Consider the following 14,427-nt stretch of genomic DNA (forward strand, 5'->3'; position numbering starts at 1 on the left):
TCATGCAATTGCAATTCTTCCCCTCGAAAACCATAGCCTTTTACATGGCCCGGATGTTCCTGCTCCGCACCCTTGCCGTGCTGGCCCTCCTCGTGATCGTATTGCAAACCCTCGACATGCTTGGGGAATCCGGTCAAATCCTTGCATATCCAGGTAATGGCGATGCTGAATTATGGCGCTATGTCGGCCTGCGGGCACCACAAATTATTGACCGCTTTCTTCCCTTCTCGGTGCTATTGGGTACGATTATCACGCTCGCCACGCTGAACCAGAACAGTGAAGTCGTCTCCATGAAGGCTGCGGGCCTTTCCGCACATCAGGTGCTGGCTCCACTTATCCTGTCCAGCCTGTTCATTGCCGGGATCAGCTTTGTCTTCGAAGAACGGGTCGTCACCCGCGCGAACGCCACTCTCAGTGCCTGGGAACATGTCGATTACGGTCCCATTCCACGGGACAGCGGCGTGAAAACGAATGTGTGGGTCCGGGAGGGCGGTCAATTGATCCAGGCAGGCATGGTCGTGGGCCACGGCGCTTCCACCCAACTGACCGATGTCCGCATCTTCACCCGCACCGACAATGTCCTGAACAGCATTACCAAGGCGCCACGCGGACGCTATGTGAAGGGCACATGGCAGTTGGAAGACGCCGTGCGTTTTGACGTCGCACGCGGCACCCAGGAACAACTCGGTACGATTCGGGTTGCGCCAGAAGTACGGCCGGATCAATTCACTCTGTCGACAGTCGATCCCGATGGTCTTTCGTTCACGCAATTACGTTCCGCCATTGCCGATCTCAAGGATGCCGGACGGCCCATCGCATCGTTGGAGGCGAATCTGTGGCACAAGATTTCCGGTCCCTTGTCGGCTGTACTGATGCCGCTTCTGGGTGCGGTCGCCGCCTTTGGCTTGGCCCGATCGGGAAAATTGTTTCTGCGTGCGGTTTTGGGCATGGGTCTTGGCTTCGCATATTTTGTCGCCGACAATTTTGCTCTCGCCATGGGCAATATGGGGACATACCCTCCCCTGATGGCGGCATGGGCGCCATTCCTGCTGTTTTTCCTGGTGGGTGAAACCGTCCTCATCCGGACAGAGGAATGACATTGTGACCATGGGGCCTGCAACAAATGTGGCAGCATGATCGCCGGACTGTCCTAAAAGGGCCTTATTGCGGCGCGATAGGCCGACATTATATTTGAGGTCCTGTACAGGACATGGAAGATTGAAGAGGTCCAAGGTGAAAACGGCTGACATGGAACGCACCAGCTTCTGGAATCGCTCGCACCATCTTGATCGAATGACGCTGCGCGAACTGGTCATTGCTTATTTCCAGTATCCGGCCATCATTGCCTATCTGTTGTTGGCAATAGTGGCTGCCGGTGTGTGGGTTTATAATCCTGCCCCCGTGCTTCCAACCCTTGCGTCGATAGCTTCGGCCATTCTGCTTTATCCGCTGGTCTGGTATGCGCTTCACCGCTGGGTTCTGCATAGCAACTGGATGTTCAAGGTGCCTTTCCTGGCCTCCACGTGGAAGCGCATCCATTATGATCATCATCAGGACCCCAATCATCTGGAAGTGCTGTTTGGCGCATTGCATACGACGCTTCCGACAATCGCAATTGCCACCATGCCGATCGGCTATGCCTTTGGGGGAATGGGCGGCGCGGCCATCGCGCTTTGTGCGGGCTTGCTGACCACCTGCTTTTACGAATTCTGCCACTGCATCCAGCATCTGTCCTACAAGCCGAAGAATCCGTACCTGGCATTGATGAAAGCGCGGCACATGGCCCATCACTTTCATGATGAGAAGGGCAATTACGGCATCACCAATTTCTTCTGGGACCGCCTGTTCGGTACGTTCTACGAGCGGCATGAGCGCAAGGACAAAAGTTCCACCGTGTTCAATCTGGGCTACACCGACGAGGTCGCCCAGCGCTATCCGCAGGTAAAGCAATTATCGGGGGGCATTGTTGCCACCGGCCACCCACGCCAGCGTGCGAGGGATTAGGGGCCGGTTTCCAAGGATCAGGCCTTTTCCCGCTTGATTTCACACAACCGGCTGATAGGCCACCGCTTAGAGCACCGCGCGGAAAAGTGGGAACCGGTTTTCCGCGAAAAGCGGTGCGACAACAAAACATAGAGCAAGCCGGGTGATTCAGATATCGTGCGACTTGCTCTAGCGCATATCTGGCGCATCATAACGAGCGGGAATCCATGCAGGCAAGCACCGTCACTATCCGTCCCGTCTCCAGCAAGGCAGAGCTGAAGGCCTTTGTCGACCTGCCCTGGGCAATCTACGCCAATGATCCCAATTGGGTTCCGCCGCTGAAGAATGAGGTCTACGGCCTCATCACACCGGGCAAGAATCCATGGTTTGAACATGGCGAAGCGCAATATTTTCTCAGTCGGCGCGGGGCGGAGGTCACTGGCCGCATATCGGCGCACATCGATCACCTCGCACTCAGCATGCAGCCAGAGCAGGGCATGGGTCCGGGCACAGGCAATTGGGGCTTGCTGGAAGCCAAGGACCAGGAAAGCGCCACCGCACTGATTCAAAAGGCCGAACAATGGCTACGCGAAAAAGGCATGACCCGTGTACTGGGACCCTTATCCATTTCAATATGGGAAGAGCCGGGCCTGTTGATCAAAGGCCATGACCATCCACCCACGGTGATGATGGGGCACAACAGCGAAGCATATCAGTCATGGATTGAGGCGCTGGGTTATCGCCCGGTCAAACAGCTCAAAACCTATGAATTGAACATAACGCAAAACTTTCCACCCCTGATCCAGCGCGTCATTCAGTCAGGCGAAAAAAACCCGCGCATCCGCATCCGCAAGGTGAAAAAAGCACATTTCGACCGGGAAGCAGCCATCATCCTGGCGATATTGAACGATGCCTGGGGCAATAACTGGGGATTTGTCCCTATCACCGATACAGAAGTCGTCTTTACCGGCAAGAAGTTAAAACCCATTGTTTACGAAGATCTGATCCGCATCGCCGAACTGGATGGTGAGCCGGTTGCTTTCATGATGACGCTGCCTGATCTGAATGAGGCAATCAAACCGTTGAACGGATCGCTCTTTCCCTTCGGCTGGGCCAAACTGCTCTGGTGGCTGCGCGCGCCAAAAGTGCGGACCATGCGCGTCCCGTTGATGGGTGTGGTCCAAAGGCTTCAATCCACCCGTATGGCTAGCCAGCTTGCCTTCATGATGATTGAATATATCCGCCTCGAGGCCATCAGCCGTTATGGCGCCACCCGCAGCGAAATCGGCTGGGTGCTCGATGACAATCAGGGCATGAACGCCATCGCCGAAGCCATCGACGCCCAAGTCAACAAGGTCTATCAGCTCTATGACAAGGCATTGTAATGGAAGATCGATGATAGAGCAGTAAAAACTCGATTCAGCGCAGTTCAATCCAGACTGGCGCGTGGTCGCTCGCCTTTTCGCGTCCGCGATACGCCTTGTCGACTTGTGCATCGATCAAACGGTCGGCGGTGGCGGGACTGAGCAGCAGATGATCGATACGAAAACCTGCATCGCGGGGCCATGCCCCTGCCTGATAATCCCAATAGGTCCAGACCCCGCCTGCGGGATGTCGGCTTGCCAGCGCATCGGTCCAGCCATCGCCCAATAAACGGCGGTACGCCGCACGGCTCTCGGGCTGCATCAGCGCATCGTCCTGCATGGCCTGCACCGAAAAGACGTCATGATCCTGCGGGATGACATTATAGTCGCCTGCCAGCACGGCCGGCACTTCTTCGGCCCATATGGCAGATGCCCGGTCGCGCAGACACTTCATCCAGCGTAACTTATAGTCAAATTTAGGGCCTGGCTGCGGGTTTCCATTGGGCAGGTAGATGCTCGCAACACGCACGCCCATCACGTCCGCCTCTATATAGCGGCTATGCTCGTCCTCGGGTTCGCCGTCCAGGCCCCGTCGGACCTCAACCGGATCATCGCCTTTGGCCAGAATAGCCACACCGTTAAAGCCCTTTTGCCCGTGCCATATGCACCCATAGCCCAAGTCACGAATGTCCTTGTCGGGAAAGGTTTCATCGGATGTCTTGAGCTCTTGCAGGCAGGCAATATCCGGCTGTGTTTCGGCCAGCCATTCAAGCAGACGAGGCAGCCGGGCCTTGATCCCGTTGATGTTGAATGTGGCGATGCGCATGGGATCGTCCGTAGCTTGGGATCAGGACTTGTTCAACCAAAGCCTAAACGGAAAAACTCGACCCGCATCCACAGCCGGATGCTGCATTGGGATTGGTGACCTTGAACGCACTCCCGCCCAGATCCTCGACGTAATCGACTGCGGACCCACGCACGAGATCAAGGCTGACCATATCGACAACCAGCTTTACGCCATCCTGTTCAACCATCAGGTCTTCGTTATCAACCGCATCGGCCAGATCAAAGCGATATTGGAAGCCGGAACAGCCGCCACCTTCGACGGCCAGACGCAATATGGCGGGCTTGCCCTGGCGCTCAGCTATGGTAGCTACGCGCGCGGCGGCAGATGGTGTCAATATGATGTCGGACATGCTCTGAAGATAGGGACTCAACACCGAACGAGCAAGGCAGGACGCGCGATAGAGCGCAATCCGTTTCCAACAATGCGATTATTCTTCGTCAGGACCACCCATGGCGACCGGCGGCTTGTTGTTCATAGCCAACAGATAGTCGTTGGATTCCACGAAGGGAACGGGATTGACGGCAAGACCGTCGACGCGGACTTCATAATGCAGATGGCTGCCGGTGGAGCGGCCGGTTGAACCCATCAGGCCGATGATTTGACCGCGGCGCACCCGGGTGTTCGCCGCAACGATCAGCTTCGACATATGGCCATAACGCGTTTCAATGCCACTGCCATGGTTGATTTCGACCATATTGCCATAGCCGTTGACCCATTGCGCACTCCCCACGATCCCATCGGCGGTCGCATAGATCGGGGTGCCAACAGGGCCAGGGATGTCGATCCCCTTATGGGCACGGTGACGACCAGTGAACGGGTCGGAACGCACACCGAAATTGCTGGTCAGCGTCAGATTGTCGACGGGCCTGCGTGAAGGGATCGACACAGTGGAACGCGCCACATTATCCATTTTCTTCCAGGAGGCGAAAATGGTGCGGAAATCGGCATCGGTCTTGCCAAGGCCGTGCGCTTCAACCACGTCTTCGTCATGGCTGTCCATGGCGACATCGGCGGCGGCGCTGGCAGGAGCAGCGGCAGAAACAGCCGCACCAATCATGGCAATTTTCAAAGCGGACGGGATCGTTGGTGATAGATTTCTGAAAATTTTACGGAACAAGCTCTCACAACCATCGTTGTTCGCTTTAATAGTGGACATGCAGACCCCGGCTTTTTTTGTTTCGCGCCGGGATAGCCCATTGCGTATTCACTCTTTGCCAAACAGTCCCGGTTCCCAAACCCCGACTGCTGTGACCCCGTGGACGCATGTCTGCACAGCTAAGCCTTTAGTGCAAGCGCAGCATAATAATCTTGGGTTAAACCGGCTTGTCGACGCGCCGAGTCGTTGAATGGCGGCTTGAGAGCGCCCCGGAAATGGCGGTTTACAAGGATTTGGTAACTATTTACCGGACTAATCCCTTTGCGCTTCGCCGCCAGATTGAACCATTTCGTCCCAGCCGCGACATGCCGAATCTCATCGCGATAGATTCGCCCAAGCATTTTGCCCGACGCAAAATCTTCTGCCTGTTCAAATCGCACGATCGTCTGCGGCGTGATGTCGAGTGCGCGTGCTTCGAGCACCATCGGCACGATGGCAAGCCGCGCCATGACATCATGGGCGGTCTCTATTGCCGCCTCCCACAGACCGTCATGAGCAGGCAGCGCTCCATAAAAGCTGCCATATTGCCGCAGTCGGCGGTCCAGCAGGGCAAAATGCATCGCCTCATCCGCACCCACGCGCATCCAGTCATCGGTAAATTCCGGCCCGAAATCCCCTCCGAACCGGCCCACCAGGTCAAAGGCAAGATCGATGGCGACAAATTCGATATGAGCGAGGGCATGTAACATGGCGATCCGTGCGCGCTCCGATCGCCCCTTGCCGCGCCGTGGCATTTGCGCTGGCAACAACAGTTCGGGCCGATCGGGTCGCGCCGGACGATCAGGCAGAACAGCGTCGAAAACATGGGTCAATCGCCCCAGCCGCCAATCTCGCGCGGCAGCCCGTGCCGCCATCACCTTGGCATAAGGATCGGCGGTTCTCAGTACATGGTTTGTCGCCGCGCCAACGCTGATTAGTGTGCCCTCAGCCAAGCCCCTTTACCGCCTCCAGCACATCCTGCGCATGGCCGGCCACCTTGACCTTGGGCCACACACGAACGATTTTGCCACCCTCGTCAATCAGGAAAGTTGCCCGGGCGATGCCCATATAATTTCGCCCATACAGGCTTTTTTCGACCCAGGTGCCAAAGGCTTCGCAAAAACCACCTGCCTCATCGGACGCAAGATCGACCTTCAGTTCATATTTTCCGATGAATTTCAAAAGCTTTTTCACCGGATCCTTCGACACACCCAGTACGGCGGCGCCATGCTTTCTGAACTCTCCGATCAGTGCGGAAAAATCCTTCGCCTCATTGGTGCATCCCGGCGTATCTGCCTTGGGATAGAAATAGAGGACCAGCGGCTTTCCCCTGTATCTGCCAAGAGTAAAGCTTTCGCCATCCGTATCGGTCAGAGCAGCGTCGGGAACTTGCGCGCCTTCACTCAACATTTTGTATCTCCCCATATTGTGCGACAATGGCCTGCCATGGGCCGATGACGCTTTGCCGCGCGGCGTCGTAGCTTTCAAGCAGCGCATTCCAGTTTTCACAACCACATGCTCGCGCCACCAGCGGACGGGTCGCCTCTGCCGGCTCCTGCGCACCGGGTGCTACCAATCGTGACACAATCAAATAGCGAGTGAGAAGATCATGTGCCGCAATCAAGTCGCCCGGCAAATGGCCCTGCTTCACCAACGCTGCCAATGCCGCGCTCAACCCCGGGGAAAAGCCGCTACCTGTCATAAACTGCGTCACATGAATAAGGAATTCCAGATCGATCAGCCCGCCCTCGACAAGCTTTGCATCCAACGGTCCTGATGGCGGCTTATGCTTTGCGACATCAGCGCGCATCTTTACCGCGTCGGTGATGAACGCCGTCAGATCGCGTTTCACATGCAGCACATCAGCAATAATCGCGGCAAGGGCATCGCGGGCCTTGGCCGACCCAAAAACCGGTCGTGCCCGGGTCAGTGCCAGATGCTCCCAAGTCCAGGCCGATTCTTTCTGATACCGTTCGAAACTGTCGAACGAGACCGTAATCAGGCCCTGAGCACCCGATGGCCGCAACCGGGTGTCGATCTCATAAAGCGGTCCTGATGCAGTCTGCACCGACATGGCATTACTGATCCGCTGGACAAGGCGATTATAATATTGCGTCGCGCCCAGGGGCTTTGGGCCATCAGATTCCGCGTTGAAATCGCCACTGAACAGGTAAATCAGATCAAGGTCGGACGCATGGGTAAGAACGCCGCCGCCCAAGCGTCCCAGTGCCAATATGGCAAGCTCACTGTCGGGAATCCGTCCATGCTGCACCTCAAACTCTGCTATCGTCGCATTTGCCAGCGTCACCAGCGCGGCTTCGGCCACGCGCGCATAATCGGCCCCGACGGCTAGTGGATCGCGCCTGCCCTCGATGATCTGCACACCCAATGCGAAGCGTCGGTCACCAACTTTCTGCCGTACCCGGTCGAGCAAAATCTGATAGTCGTCACCCGGCTCCAGCGCGGAAAATTGCGCTACCAGTTCGCCAGCTTCCGGTTGCGGATCGAAAGCGGTGGCATCGATAAGGCCATCCAGCAATTCCGTCCGCCGCCCCAGTGCCTCAGCCAAAGCTGGCGCGTGACTTAATATGTCTCCCAACATCGCCGCCAGCGCCGGTCGCGCTTCCAGCAGCTTGAAGAAGTTGATCGCACTGGGCAGGCGTGAAATCATGGTGTCCAGGCGATTGAGCGCGCCCGCCGGGTCCGGCGCCTTGCCAATGCCCGCCATAAGTGCGGGCAGGACGGCCTCCAGCGCGGAAAGCGCCGCCTTGCTACGCAATGCGCGCACCGATCCGCCGCGCCAGCTTTCTATACGCCTGACTGGCGTTGCCGTGTCGGCAAAACCAAGCGCTGCAAGCTGTTCCGCCAGTTTTTCCTCGTTCCTGGATAATCCATCAGAAGCATCCGAGCCGATCAAACCGTCAAAAATAGCACCCGTCCGCTCGACATGGGGGCGCAACAGGTCCAACAAAGCCGCGCTACTGTCCAGACCATGCAGCCGCGCCACCCGTTCCATCGCTTCGGCATTTTTGGGCAGGCTGTGCGTCTGTTGATCCTCAATCATCTGCAATCGATGCTCGATGGTGCGGAACACCACATAGGCGGCATCAAGATCCGCCGCCTCTTCTGCCGCGATGATTCCGCCCTCACGCAAGGCAACGAGTGCATCACGCGTCGCGGGTGCACGCAATTCGGGATGTCGCCCTCCATGGATCAGTTGATGCACCTGAGCGAAAAACTCGACCTCCCTGATTCCTCCGCGACCGCGTTTCAGATCATAGCCGGGGCCAAAGGCCTGACCTTGTGCATAATGGTCCCTGATCCGGCGCGAAATATCGGTAATCTGTTCAACCGCGCCGAAATCGAGCGAACGCCGCCAAACGAAGGGACGGATGGCCTGCAGAAAATAGTCCCCCAGCGCCTTGTCCCCCGCCGCCGCCCGGGCACGGATAAATGCTGCCTGCTCCCATCCCAGCGCCGTCGATTCATAGTAGGAAATGGCCGCGTCAACCGGCAGGACGATCGGCGTTGCCTCCGGCGATGGCCGCAACCGCAAATCGACGCGGAACACATAGCCATCGCCGTCCCTTTTGCTGAGCAGTTCCACCACCCGGCGCCCGATCCTGACCGCCGCCTCGATCGGTTCTTCGCGCTCCCGCCGGGGCAGGGTTTCGGGATCGAATAGAAAGATCGGGTCGATGTCGGAACTGTAATTCAGTTCCCTGCTGCCATGTTTTCCAAGCGCAATGACTGAAAATCCGCATGGTTCCTCGTCCGGAAAGCGCTCTGCAAAGGCCGTGCCAATCGCATCTTCCAGAGTATTGTCGGCAAAATCCGACAACACCTGCATGACCCGGCCCAGATCCCAGGCCCCGGAAAGATCGGCTACAGCAGTCACCAGCGCCAGCGCATTGCGACGCTGTCGCAATGCCTGCGCCATGTTCGCCGCCCCCTCGCCGCATGCCAGTGCCGCTTCATAAGCCAGCTCAATTGTGTCTGTCGTCAGAAGCGCCAAAACCGATGGATTGCGTTGCAGCAGCACGGCCAGAAAATCGGAAAATTCCTGCGCCCGCGCCAGCGCTCCCGTAACATCGTTCATGCGCTTCATCTGCCTGTCCAGCCTGCCTCTTGCCTGTGATAGTGCGTGCTCAACACCGCAACAAATGCCGGAAACTTTTCCGGTACATCTTCGTTGTTAAGCCATGTTCATGCCAAATCAAAGTTCATGCGAGCCACATCCGGAGGAACGAAATCGTTATTTCACGATCTCTCGCCCGACTGCGCATGAAGGCATCAGCCGCGCCCTACGTCGTGCCTACCGACAACGAGAAAACGAATTGCCCGTGGAAATGATGGAATTATTGGGCAAGCTGAACCACACCCCGCTGTAAGTTTTTATCAACCTCAAGCATCCTTGGCTTTTCGATACGCTGCCCTGAATTCGCTTGCGAAGGCCGTGAACCTTCCTTGCGCTATGCTATCGCGGATCGTGGCCATCAGAGATTGATAAAAACTGATATTATGCTGTGTCATCAACATGGCACCCAATATCTCTCCCGCCTTCACCAGATGATGCAGATAGGCTCTGCTCCACGTGGCGCACACGGGGCAGCCGCATTGCTCATCGAGGGGAGCTTTGTCCTCGGCAAAGCGTGAATTACGGATGTTGAGTGGACCGTTCCACGTAAAGGCCTGACCGTTGCGTCCGCTGCGTGTGGGCAGCACACAATCGAACATATCGATTCCGCGTTCGACAGCACCGACAATATCGTCGGGTTTGCCCACCCCCATCAAATAACGAGGTTTGTCGATGGGCAGCATGTCTGGCGCGAAATCCAGTGTCGCAAACATCGCTTCTTGGCCCTCGCCCACGGCAAGTCCTCCCACCGCATAGCCATCAAAGCCGATGTCGAGCAATTTTTCGGCGGAAATCCGTCGTAATCCCTCGTCCAACGCACCTTGTTGAATTCCGAAAAGCGCTGCGCGTCCGGCATGACCCTCACTGCTGTCAAAACCATCCCGCGACCGCTTTGCCCACCGCATGGACCGTTCCATCGAAGCCGCAGCCTCGTCCCGCGTCGCGCCGTTTTTTGTGCACTCGTCAAAGGCCATGACGATATCGGAACCCAACAGGCGCTGGATTTCCATTGATCGTTCCGGGGTCAACAAATGACGCGATCCGTCGATATGGCTGGCAAAGGCGACGCCTTCTTCACTCATTTTCGTCAATGCCGACAGGCTCATGACCTGATAGCCCCCGCTATCCGTCAGGATCGGATGCGGCCAGCCCATGAAATCATGCAACCCGCCCAGCCTGTCGATCCGTTCCGCGCCCGGGCGCAGCATCAAATGATAAGTGTTGCCCAAAATGATGTCCGCGCCGCTTGCGCGCACTTCAGCAGGCCGCATCGCCTTGACCGTCGCGGCAGTTCCCACCGGCATGAAGGCGGGAGTACGGATTTCTCCCCGCCGCATGGCAATCGCACCTGTACGTGCTTTGCTGTCCGTAGCGGAGATGGAAAAGGAGAATCTGGGAAGGGACATGCCGGCCCTCTTAATTAGGCCATGCGACAGGTCAAATCCTATTGCGGCAGTGGTCCAGAGCGTGTCGATACAGCAATGCCGGACAGCGGCCCCGAATGAAACTTCACTGGTTAACGCGCTTTAACAAAAATAAGTGCCATGTTACAGAGATTTGGCAGGAGCAGTTGGGGAGTTGCTCATATTGATACGGGAATAACCGATCAATCCGGTGCCGCAGTCGAAGTCTTTTAATCGTTTGTAGCGGCCAATAAAGATCTCAGTGCCCGCGGACATGGTCAATAGCCAGGGATGTCCATCCGCCGTGCGTAACGTCAGTGTAATCCCGTAATGATTTTGCTGACTCTCTGCCATAACGACAGAGATACGCGTCAGGAGTTAAAAAAGGATTTTAGCTGAATCAGTATGGATAAATTATACATCTTTGCGGGCTTTGTTTCGCAAAGCTGAGTCTTCGGTGCAACAAAGTGAGTCCGTGACGCAACAGATTTGGTAAAAAAGGGGTTAATAAATGTCCCAATATGGAAAAGCTGTTGCTTTACAACATGTAAGCATGCTCTTTACCTCTATCTACTGTTCCGGGGGGAACTAACGTGATTGAAACAGGCCATATTGGTGCTTTGGACAAATCGGACGAAGTTTCGGGTGAAGCGGAAACACACACCGAAATTGGCGTCGATTTCCGGCATGAACCAACTCCCCTTTTCGATCTTGGGCAGATCAATGTCGACTGGGAAGAAAGTACCGGCACATTATGGGCCTTTCTAACCCCTACTGACCGTCCCAATTGCAATATGGGCCTGCTAAAGGACTCCATCACCTGGCAAACGGAAAGTAAACGGATCTTCGGGCATCCGGGTTCACCTCTTAAATATATGGTGCTGGGTTCTCGTTTTCCCGGCATCTTCAACCTGGGTGGCGACCTGGAAATGTTCGCCGATTGTATAGAGCGGCGCGACCGTGAAGCACTGGTGCACTATGGCGGCATATGCATCGAATTCGTACATCACGTCTGGCATAACAATAACATGCCGATCATCAATATCGCCCTTGCGCAGGGCGACGCGCTGGGCGGTGGCTTCGAAGCGATGCTTACCTTCGACGTGATTATCGCCGAACGTCAGGCCCGCTTTGGATTACCCGAAATCCTGTTCGGCCTGTTCCCCGGCATGGGCGCCTACAGCCTTCTTGCCCGCAAACTTGGCCGTGCCATGGCCGAAAAGGTCATTCTTGGCGGCAAGGTTTATACGGCCCAGGAAATGTATGACATGGGGATCGTCAATTTCCTGGTCGATGAAGGGGAAGGCGAACAGGCGGTGCGCGATTATATCCGCGACACCACCGACCGCCATGCGGGTTATTGCGGTATTTATCGCGCCGGACGACAAGTCGATCCGCTGCATATTGAGGAACTGACCGAAATTGTTGAAAACTGGGCGGATACTGCACTGAAGCTGACACCCAAGGATTTGAAGCTTATGAGGCGTCTCGCCGCAGCGCAAGCGCGCCTGCATCTGCAGTCTCGTTGATCGACTGGCTTGACGGCATTCCGCTCCACATGCTGGCGGGCGGCGCTCCTTCGCCCCGTTCGAGCAATTTCAATATCGCGTCATCGCTCATGGGCTTGTTGAGCAGATAGCCCTGCAAATTAGTAAAGCCGGCCTCTTTGGCGTAACGCAGTTGTTCATGCGTTTCGATCCCTTCAGCCACAGTGTCCATGTTCAGGTCGCGGGCGAGATGCGCCACGGCCCGAATAATCGCGCGATCCTCAAAACTCTTGTCAATCCCGGCCAGAAACGACTGATCCACTTTGATCGTATCGAAGCTATAGGACCGCAAATAGCTGAGCGAGGAATAGCCCGTTCCAAAATCATCCAGTGCCATACGCAAACCAATGCGTCGCAATTCCCGCAATATCTGGCTGGTTTGCGCATTATCCTCAAGGAAGACCGATTCAGTCACCTCAAGCTCCAGCCTGCGCGCCTTGAGTCCGGAAGAATAAAGGCAGGCAATAACCGTCCGCGGCAAGTCGCCCGCACGCAGCAGGGCCGGCGATATGTTGACGGCCACACGGACATCATCCGGCCATTGCGCAGCGGACGCGCAAGCCTGTCCCAGAACCCATTCGCTGATGGGGCCGATCATTGAAATGCTCTCAGCGATCGGAATGAATTCGCCCGGCGACACATCGCCCAGCACTGGATGATGCCAGCGAATCAACGCCTCACAACAGGCTACCTGGCCCGTCTCGATGTCGAATATAGGTTGATAATGCATCTTGAATTCGCCGCGCTCAATCGCTTTGCGTAGCCCCGCCTCGATCTCGCGAACGCGATGAAATCGCTCCTTCATGGACCATTCAAACAGGCTGAAGCGGTTCCGTCCGCCATGTTTGGCGTGATAGAGAGCCATGTCCGCATGTTGCAGAATTTCATCGCGATCATGACCATCCTGTGGGGCAACTGCGATGCCGATGGACGCCGAAACAGTCAGGTGATGACCGCCGATCTCAATGGGTTCTGCAAGATAGTCCAATATGTCCTTGGCGACTTCCGCTGCGTCGGGACGACTTGTCTGACGGCACAGAATGATGAATTCATCGCCGCCAAAGCGTGCGACCGTACCACGGTCACCCAAAGCCTGGCCGATCTTTTCTGCCACCAACACAAGCAATTGGTCGCCAACGATATGGCCAAGCGAATCATTAATCTCCTTGAACCGGTCAAGGTCCATCCAGATAACCGCCAGACCATCGCGCTCACCATTGCTTTCGTCGAACATGTCACGAATGCGCATCTGCATCGCCATGCGGTTTTCAACACCTGTCAAACTGTCATAGCGCGCCAACTTCTCAAACTTCGCGGCAAGCAGCGATTTCTGATGCTTGCCGTTTAGCGCCTCCAGCACAACCCGGTGGGTCGTTGAAGAAATTTCGGCGATGCTCAAGATCAGCAACACGACAGAGACTGCCAGGATTCGATAGGTAATGCTGTCCACGGACCAAAGGCCAATAGCGGTCGGTGCCAGCGTCAGTATCCCTTGCCCGATTGCAATATGCACGCGTCCCGCATTTCGTCCGGATATGCCGCCTGCATAGCCCGCCGCCACCGACACCGTCAGCAGGTGAATAATAGCGTTATCGCTGCGAACAAGTGCGGCAAATGCCATCAACCCAATTAGTGCCGCATATACCCAGGCACCAAGCTCATAGGCGAGTTCCCAACTGCGAGACCCCTCAGCCCGACCTTTTTTCAAATTACGATGGAAGTAATAAGACGACACGGCACGCAAGACCGCGATGACGCAGAGAAGAGCAGCAACGCCGGTGATAAATGTATCCTTGGCGGTAAACGCAACAACGGCACTGACCGCACTACCCGCAACAGCACCAATCGCCAGGGAAAGCGGTGAAGCGTAGAGAGACTCAACGAGCGCGCGACGCACGTCTGCATTTTGCCGTGCATCAACTGCCGACTTGGCGTGCCATCTGGATAGAAAATTTCTCAAATGAGAGCTCCACATCCACCTCTTAATGGACGAGCAACCTTGTTTTTTCG

General features: G+C 56.1%; 12 protein-coding genes. 4 read left to right on the forward strand and 8 right to left on the reverse strand.

All coding sequences use genetic code 11. The features are described 5' to 3' along the window. Positions 1-2: 2 nt before the first annotated feature. The 3 genes from lptG to L3X40_RS01345 all read left to right on the forward strand — a co-directional run bounded on the left by lptG (position 3) and on the right by L3X40_RS01345 (position 3,368). On the forward strand, positions 3-1,097 hold the full coding sequence (gene lptG, locus L3X40_RS01335) for an LPS export ABC transporter permease LptG (protein WP_237364010.1): 1,095 nt from the start codon (positions 3-5) through the stop codon (positions 1,095-1,097). 136 nt (positions 1,098-1,233) lie between these two features. Continuing rightward, a complete protein-coding gene (locus L3X40_RS01340) occupies positions 1,234-2,004 on the forward strand; it encodes a sterol desaturase family protein (RefSeq protein ID WP_445177139.1) in 771 nt (256 codons plus the stop codon). Positions 2,005-2,210: 206 nt separating this feature from the next. Further along, entirely contained in the window at positions 2,211-3,368 is a 1,158-nt protein-coding gene (locus L3X40_RS01345; RefSeq protein ID WP_237364012.1) for an N-acetyltransferase, read from the forward strand. 34 nt (positions 3,369-3,402) lie between these two features. On the opposite strand, the gene xth is transcribed toward L3X40_RS01345, so the two are convergent. The 7 genes from xth to tgt form a co-directional block, all read right to left on the reverse strand. Beyond that, complete coding sequence (xth, locus tag L3X40_RS01350) at positions 3,403-4,173, reverse strand: exodeoxyribonuclease III (RefSeq protein WP_237364014.1); 771 nt, start codon at positions 4,171-4,173, stop codon at positions 3,403-3,405. 43 nt (positions 4,174-4,216) lie between these two features. Further along, positions 4,217-4,543 (reverse strand): iron-sulfur cluster insertion protein ErpA, encoded by a 327-nt coding sequence (gene erpA, locus L3X40_RS01355; RefSeq protein ID WP_237364016.1) that lies wholly within the window; start codon positions 4,541-4,543, stop codon positions 4,217-4,219. A 78-nt stretch (positions 4,544-4,621) separates the two neighbouring features. Then, entirely contained in the window at positions 4,622-5,251 is a 630-nt protein-coding gene (locus L3X40_RS01360) for a M23 family metallopeptidase (protein ID WP_237364018.1), read from the reverse strand. 218 nt (positions 5,252-5,469) lie between these two features. Beyond that, positions 5,470-6,282: a ferritin-like domain-containing protein gene (locus tag L3X40_RS01365; protein WP_272907904.1), complete on the reverse strand. Its 813-nt coding sequence runs from the start codon at positions 6,280-6,282 to the stop codon at positions 5,470-5,472. Beyond that, positions 6,275-6,739 carry a peroxiredoxin gene (locus L3X40_RS01370; RefSeq protein WP_237364020.1) on the reverse strand — a complete coding sequence of 155 codons (465 nt, stop codon included), beginning with the start codon at positions 6,737-6,739 and terminating at the stop codon, positions 6,275-6,277. The genes L3X40_RS01365 and L3X40_RS01370 overlap by 8 nt, the downstream gene beginning before the upstream one ends. After that, positions 6,729-9,494 (reverse strand): bifunctional [glutamine synthetase] adenylyltransferase/[glutamine synthetase]-adenylyl-L-tyrosine phosphorylase, encoded by a 2,766-nt coding sequence (locus L3X40_RS01375; RefSeq protein WP_272907906.1) that lies wholly within the window; start codon positions 9,492-9,494, stop codon positions 6,729-6,731. Before L3X40_RS01375 ends, L3X40_RS01370 begins: the two co-directional genes overlap by 11 nt. Before the next feature lie 239 nt (positions 9,495-9,733). Further along, entirely contained in the window at positions 9,734-10,873 is a 1,140-nt protein-coding gene (gene tgt / locus L3X40_RS01380; RefSeq protein ID WP_237364022.1) for a tRNA guanosine(34) transglycosylase Tgt, read from the reverse strand. A gap of 590 nt (positions 10,874-11,463) precedes the next feature. Between tgt and L3X40_RS01385 the strand changes: the two genes are divergently transcribed. After that, positions 11,464-12,399 carry a crotonase/enoyl-CoA hydratase family protein gene (locus L3X40_RS01385; RefSeq protein WP_237364024.1) on the forward strand — a complete coding sequence of 312 codons (936 nt, stop codon included), beginning with the start codon at positions 11,464-11,466 and terminating at the stop codon, positions 12,397-12,399. Here L3X40_RS01385 and L3X40_RS01390 read toward each other — a convergent pair. Continuing rightward, positions 12,347-14,392 (reverse strand): putative bifunctional diguanylate cyclase/phosphodiesterase, encoded by a 2,046-nt coding sequence (locus L3X40_RS01390; protein WP_445177140.1) that lies wholly within the window; start codon positions 14,390-14,392, stop codon positions 12,347-12,349. The two genes, L3X40_RS01385 and L3X40_RS01390, sit on opposite strands and share 53 nt — an antisense overlap. Between the last annotated feature and the right edge of the window lie 35 nt (positions 14,393-14,427).

The sequence above is a fragment of the Rhizorhapis sp. SPR117 genome (assembly GCF_021742065.1).

Excerpts from the sequence above, each read along its gene's own strand:
- L3X40_RS01345 (WP_237364012.1), top strand. The coding sequence starts at position 2,211 with ATGCAGGCAAGCACCGTCACTATCCGTCCCGTCTCCAGCAAGGCAGAG.
- erpA (WP_237364016.1), bottom strand. The coding sequence starts at position 4,543 with ATGTCCGACATCATATTGACACCATCTGCCGCCGCGCGCGTAGCTACC.
- lptG (WP_237364010.1), top strand. The coding sequence starts at position 3 with ATGCAATTGCAATTCTTCCCCTCGAAAACCATAGCCTTTTACATGGCC.
- L3X40_RS01390 (WP_445177140.1), bottom strand. The coding sequence starts at position 14,392 with ATGTGGAGCTCTCATTTGAGAAATTTTCTATCCAGATGGCACGCCAAG.
- tgt (WP_237364022.1), bottom strand. The coding sequence starts at position 10,873 with ATGTCCCTTCCCAGATTCTCCTTTTCCATCTCCGCTACGGACAGCAAA.
- L3X40_RS01370 (WP_237364020.1), bottom strand. The coding sequence starts at position 6,739 with ATGTTGAGTGAAGGCGCGCAAGTTCCCGACGCTGCTCTGACCGATACG.
- L3X40_RS01360 (WP_237364018.1), bottom strand. The coding sequence starts at position 5,251 with ATGATTGGTGCGGCTGTTTCTGCCGCTGCTCCTGCCAGCGCCGCCGCC.
- xth (WP_237364014.1), bottom strand. The coding sequence starts at position 4,173 with ATGCGCATCGCCACATTCAACATCAACGGGATCAAGGCCCGGCTGCCT.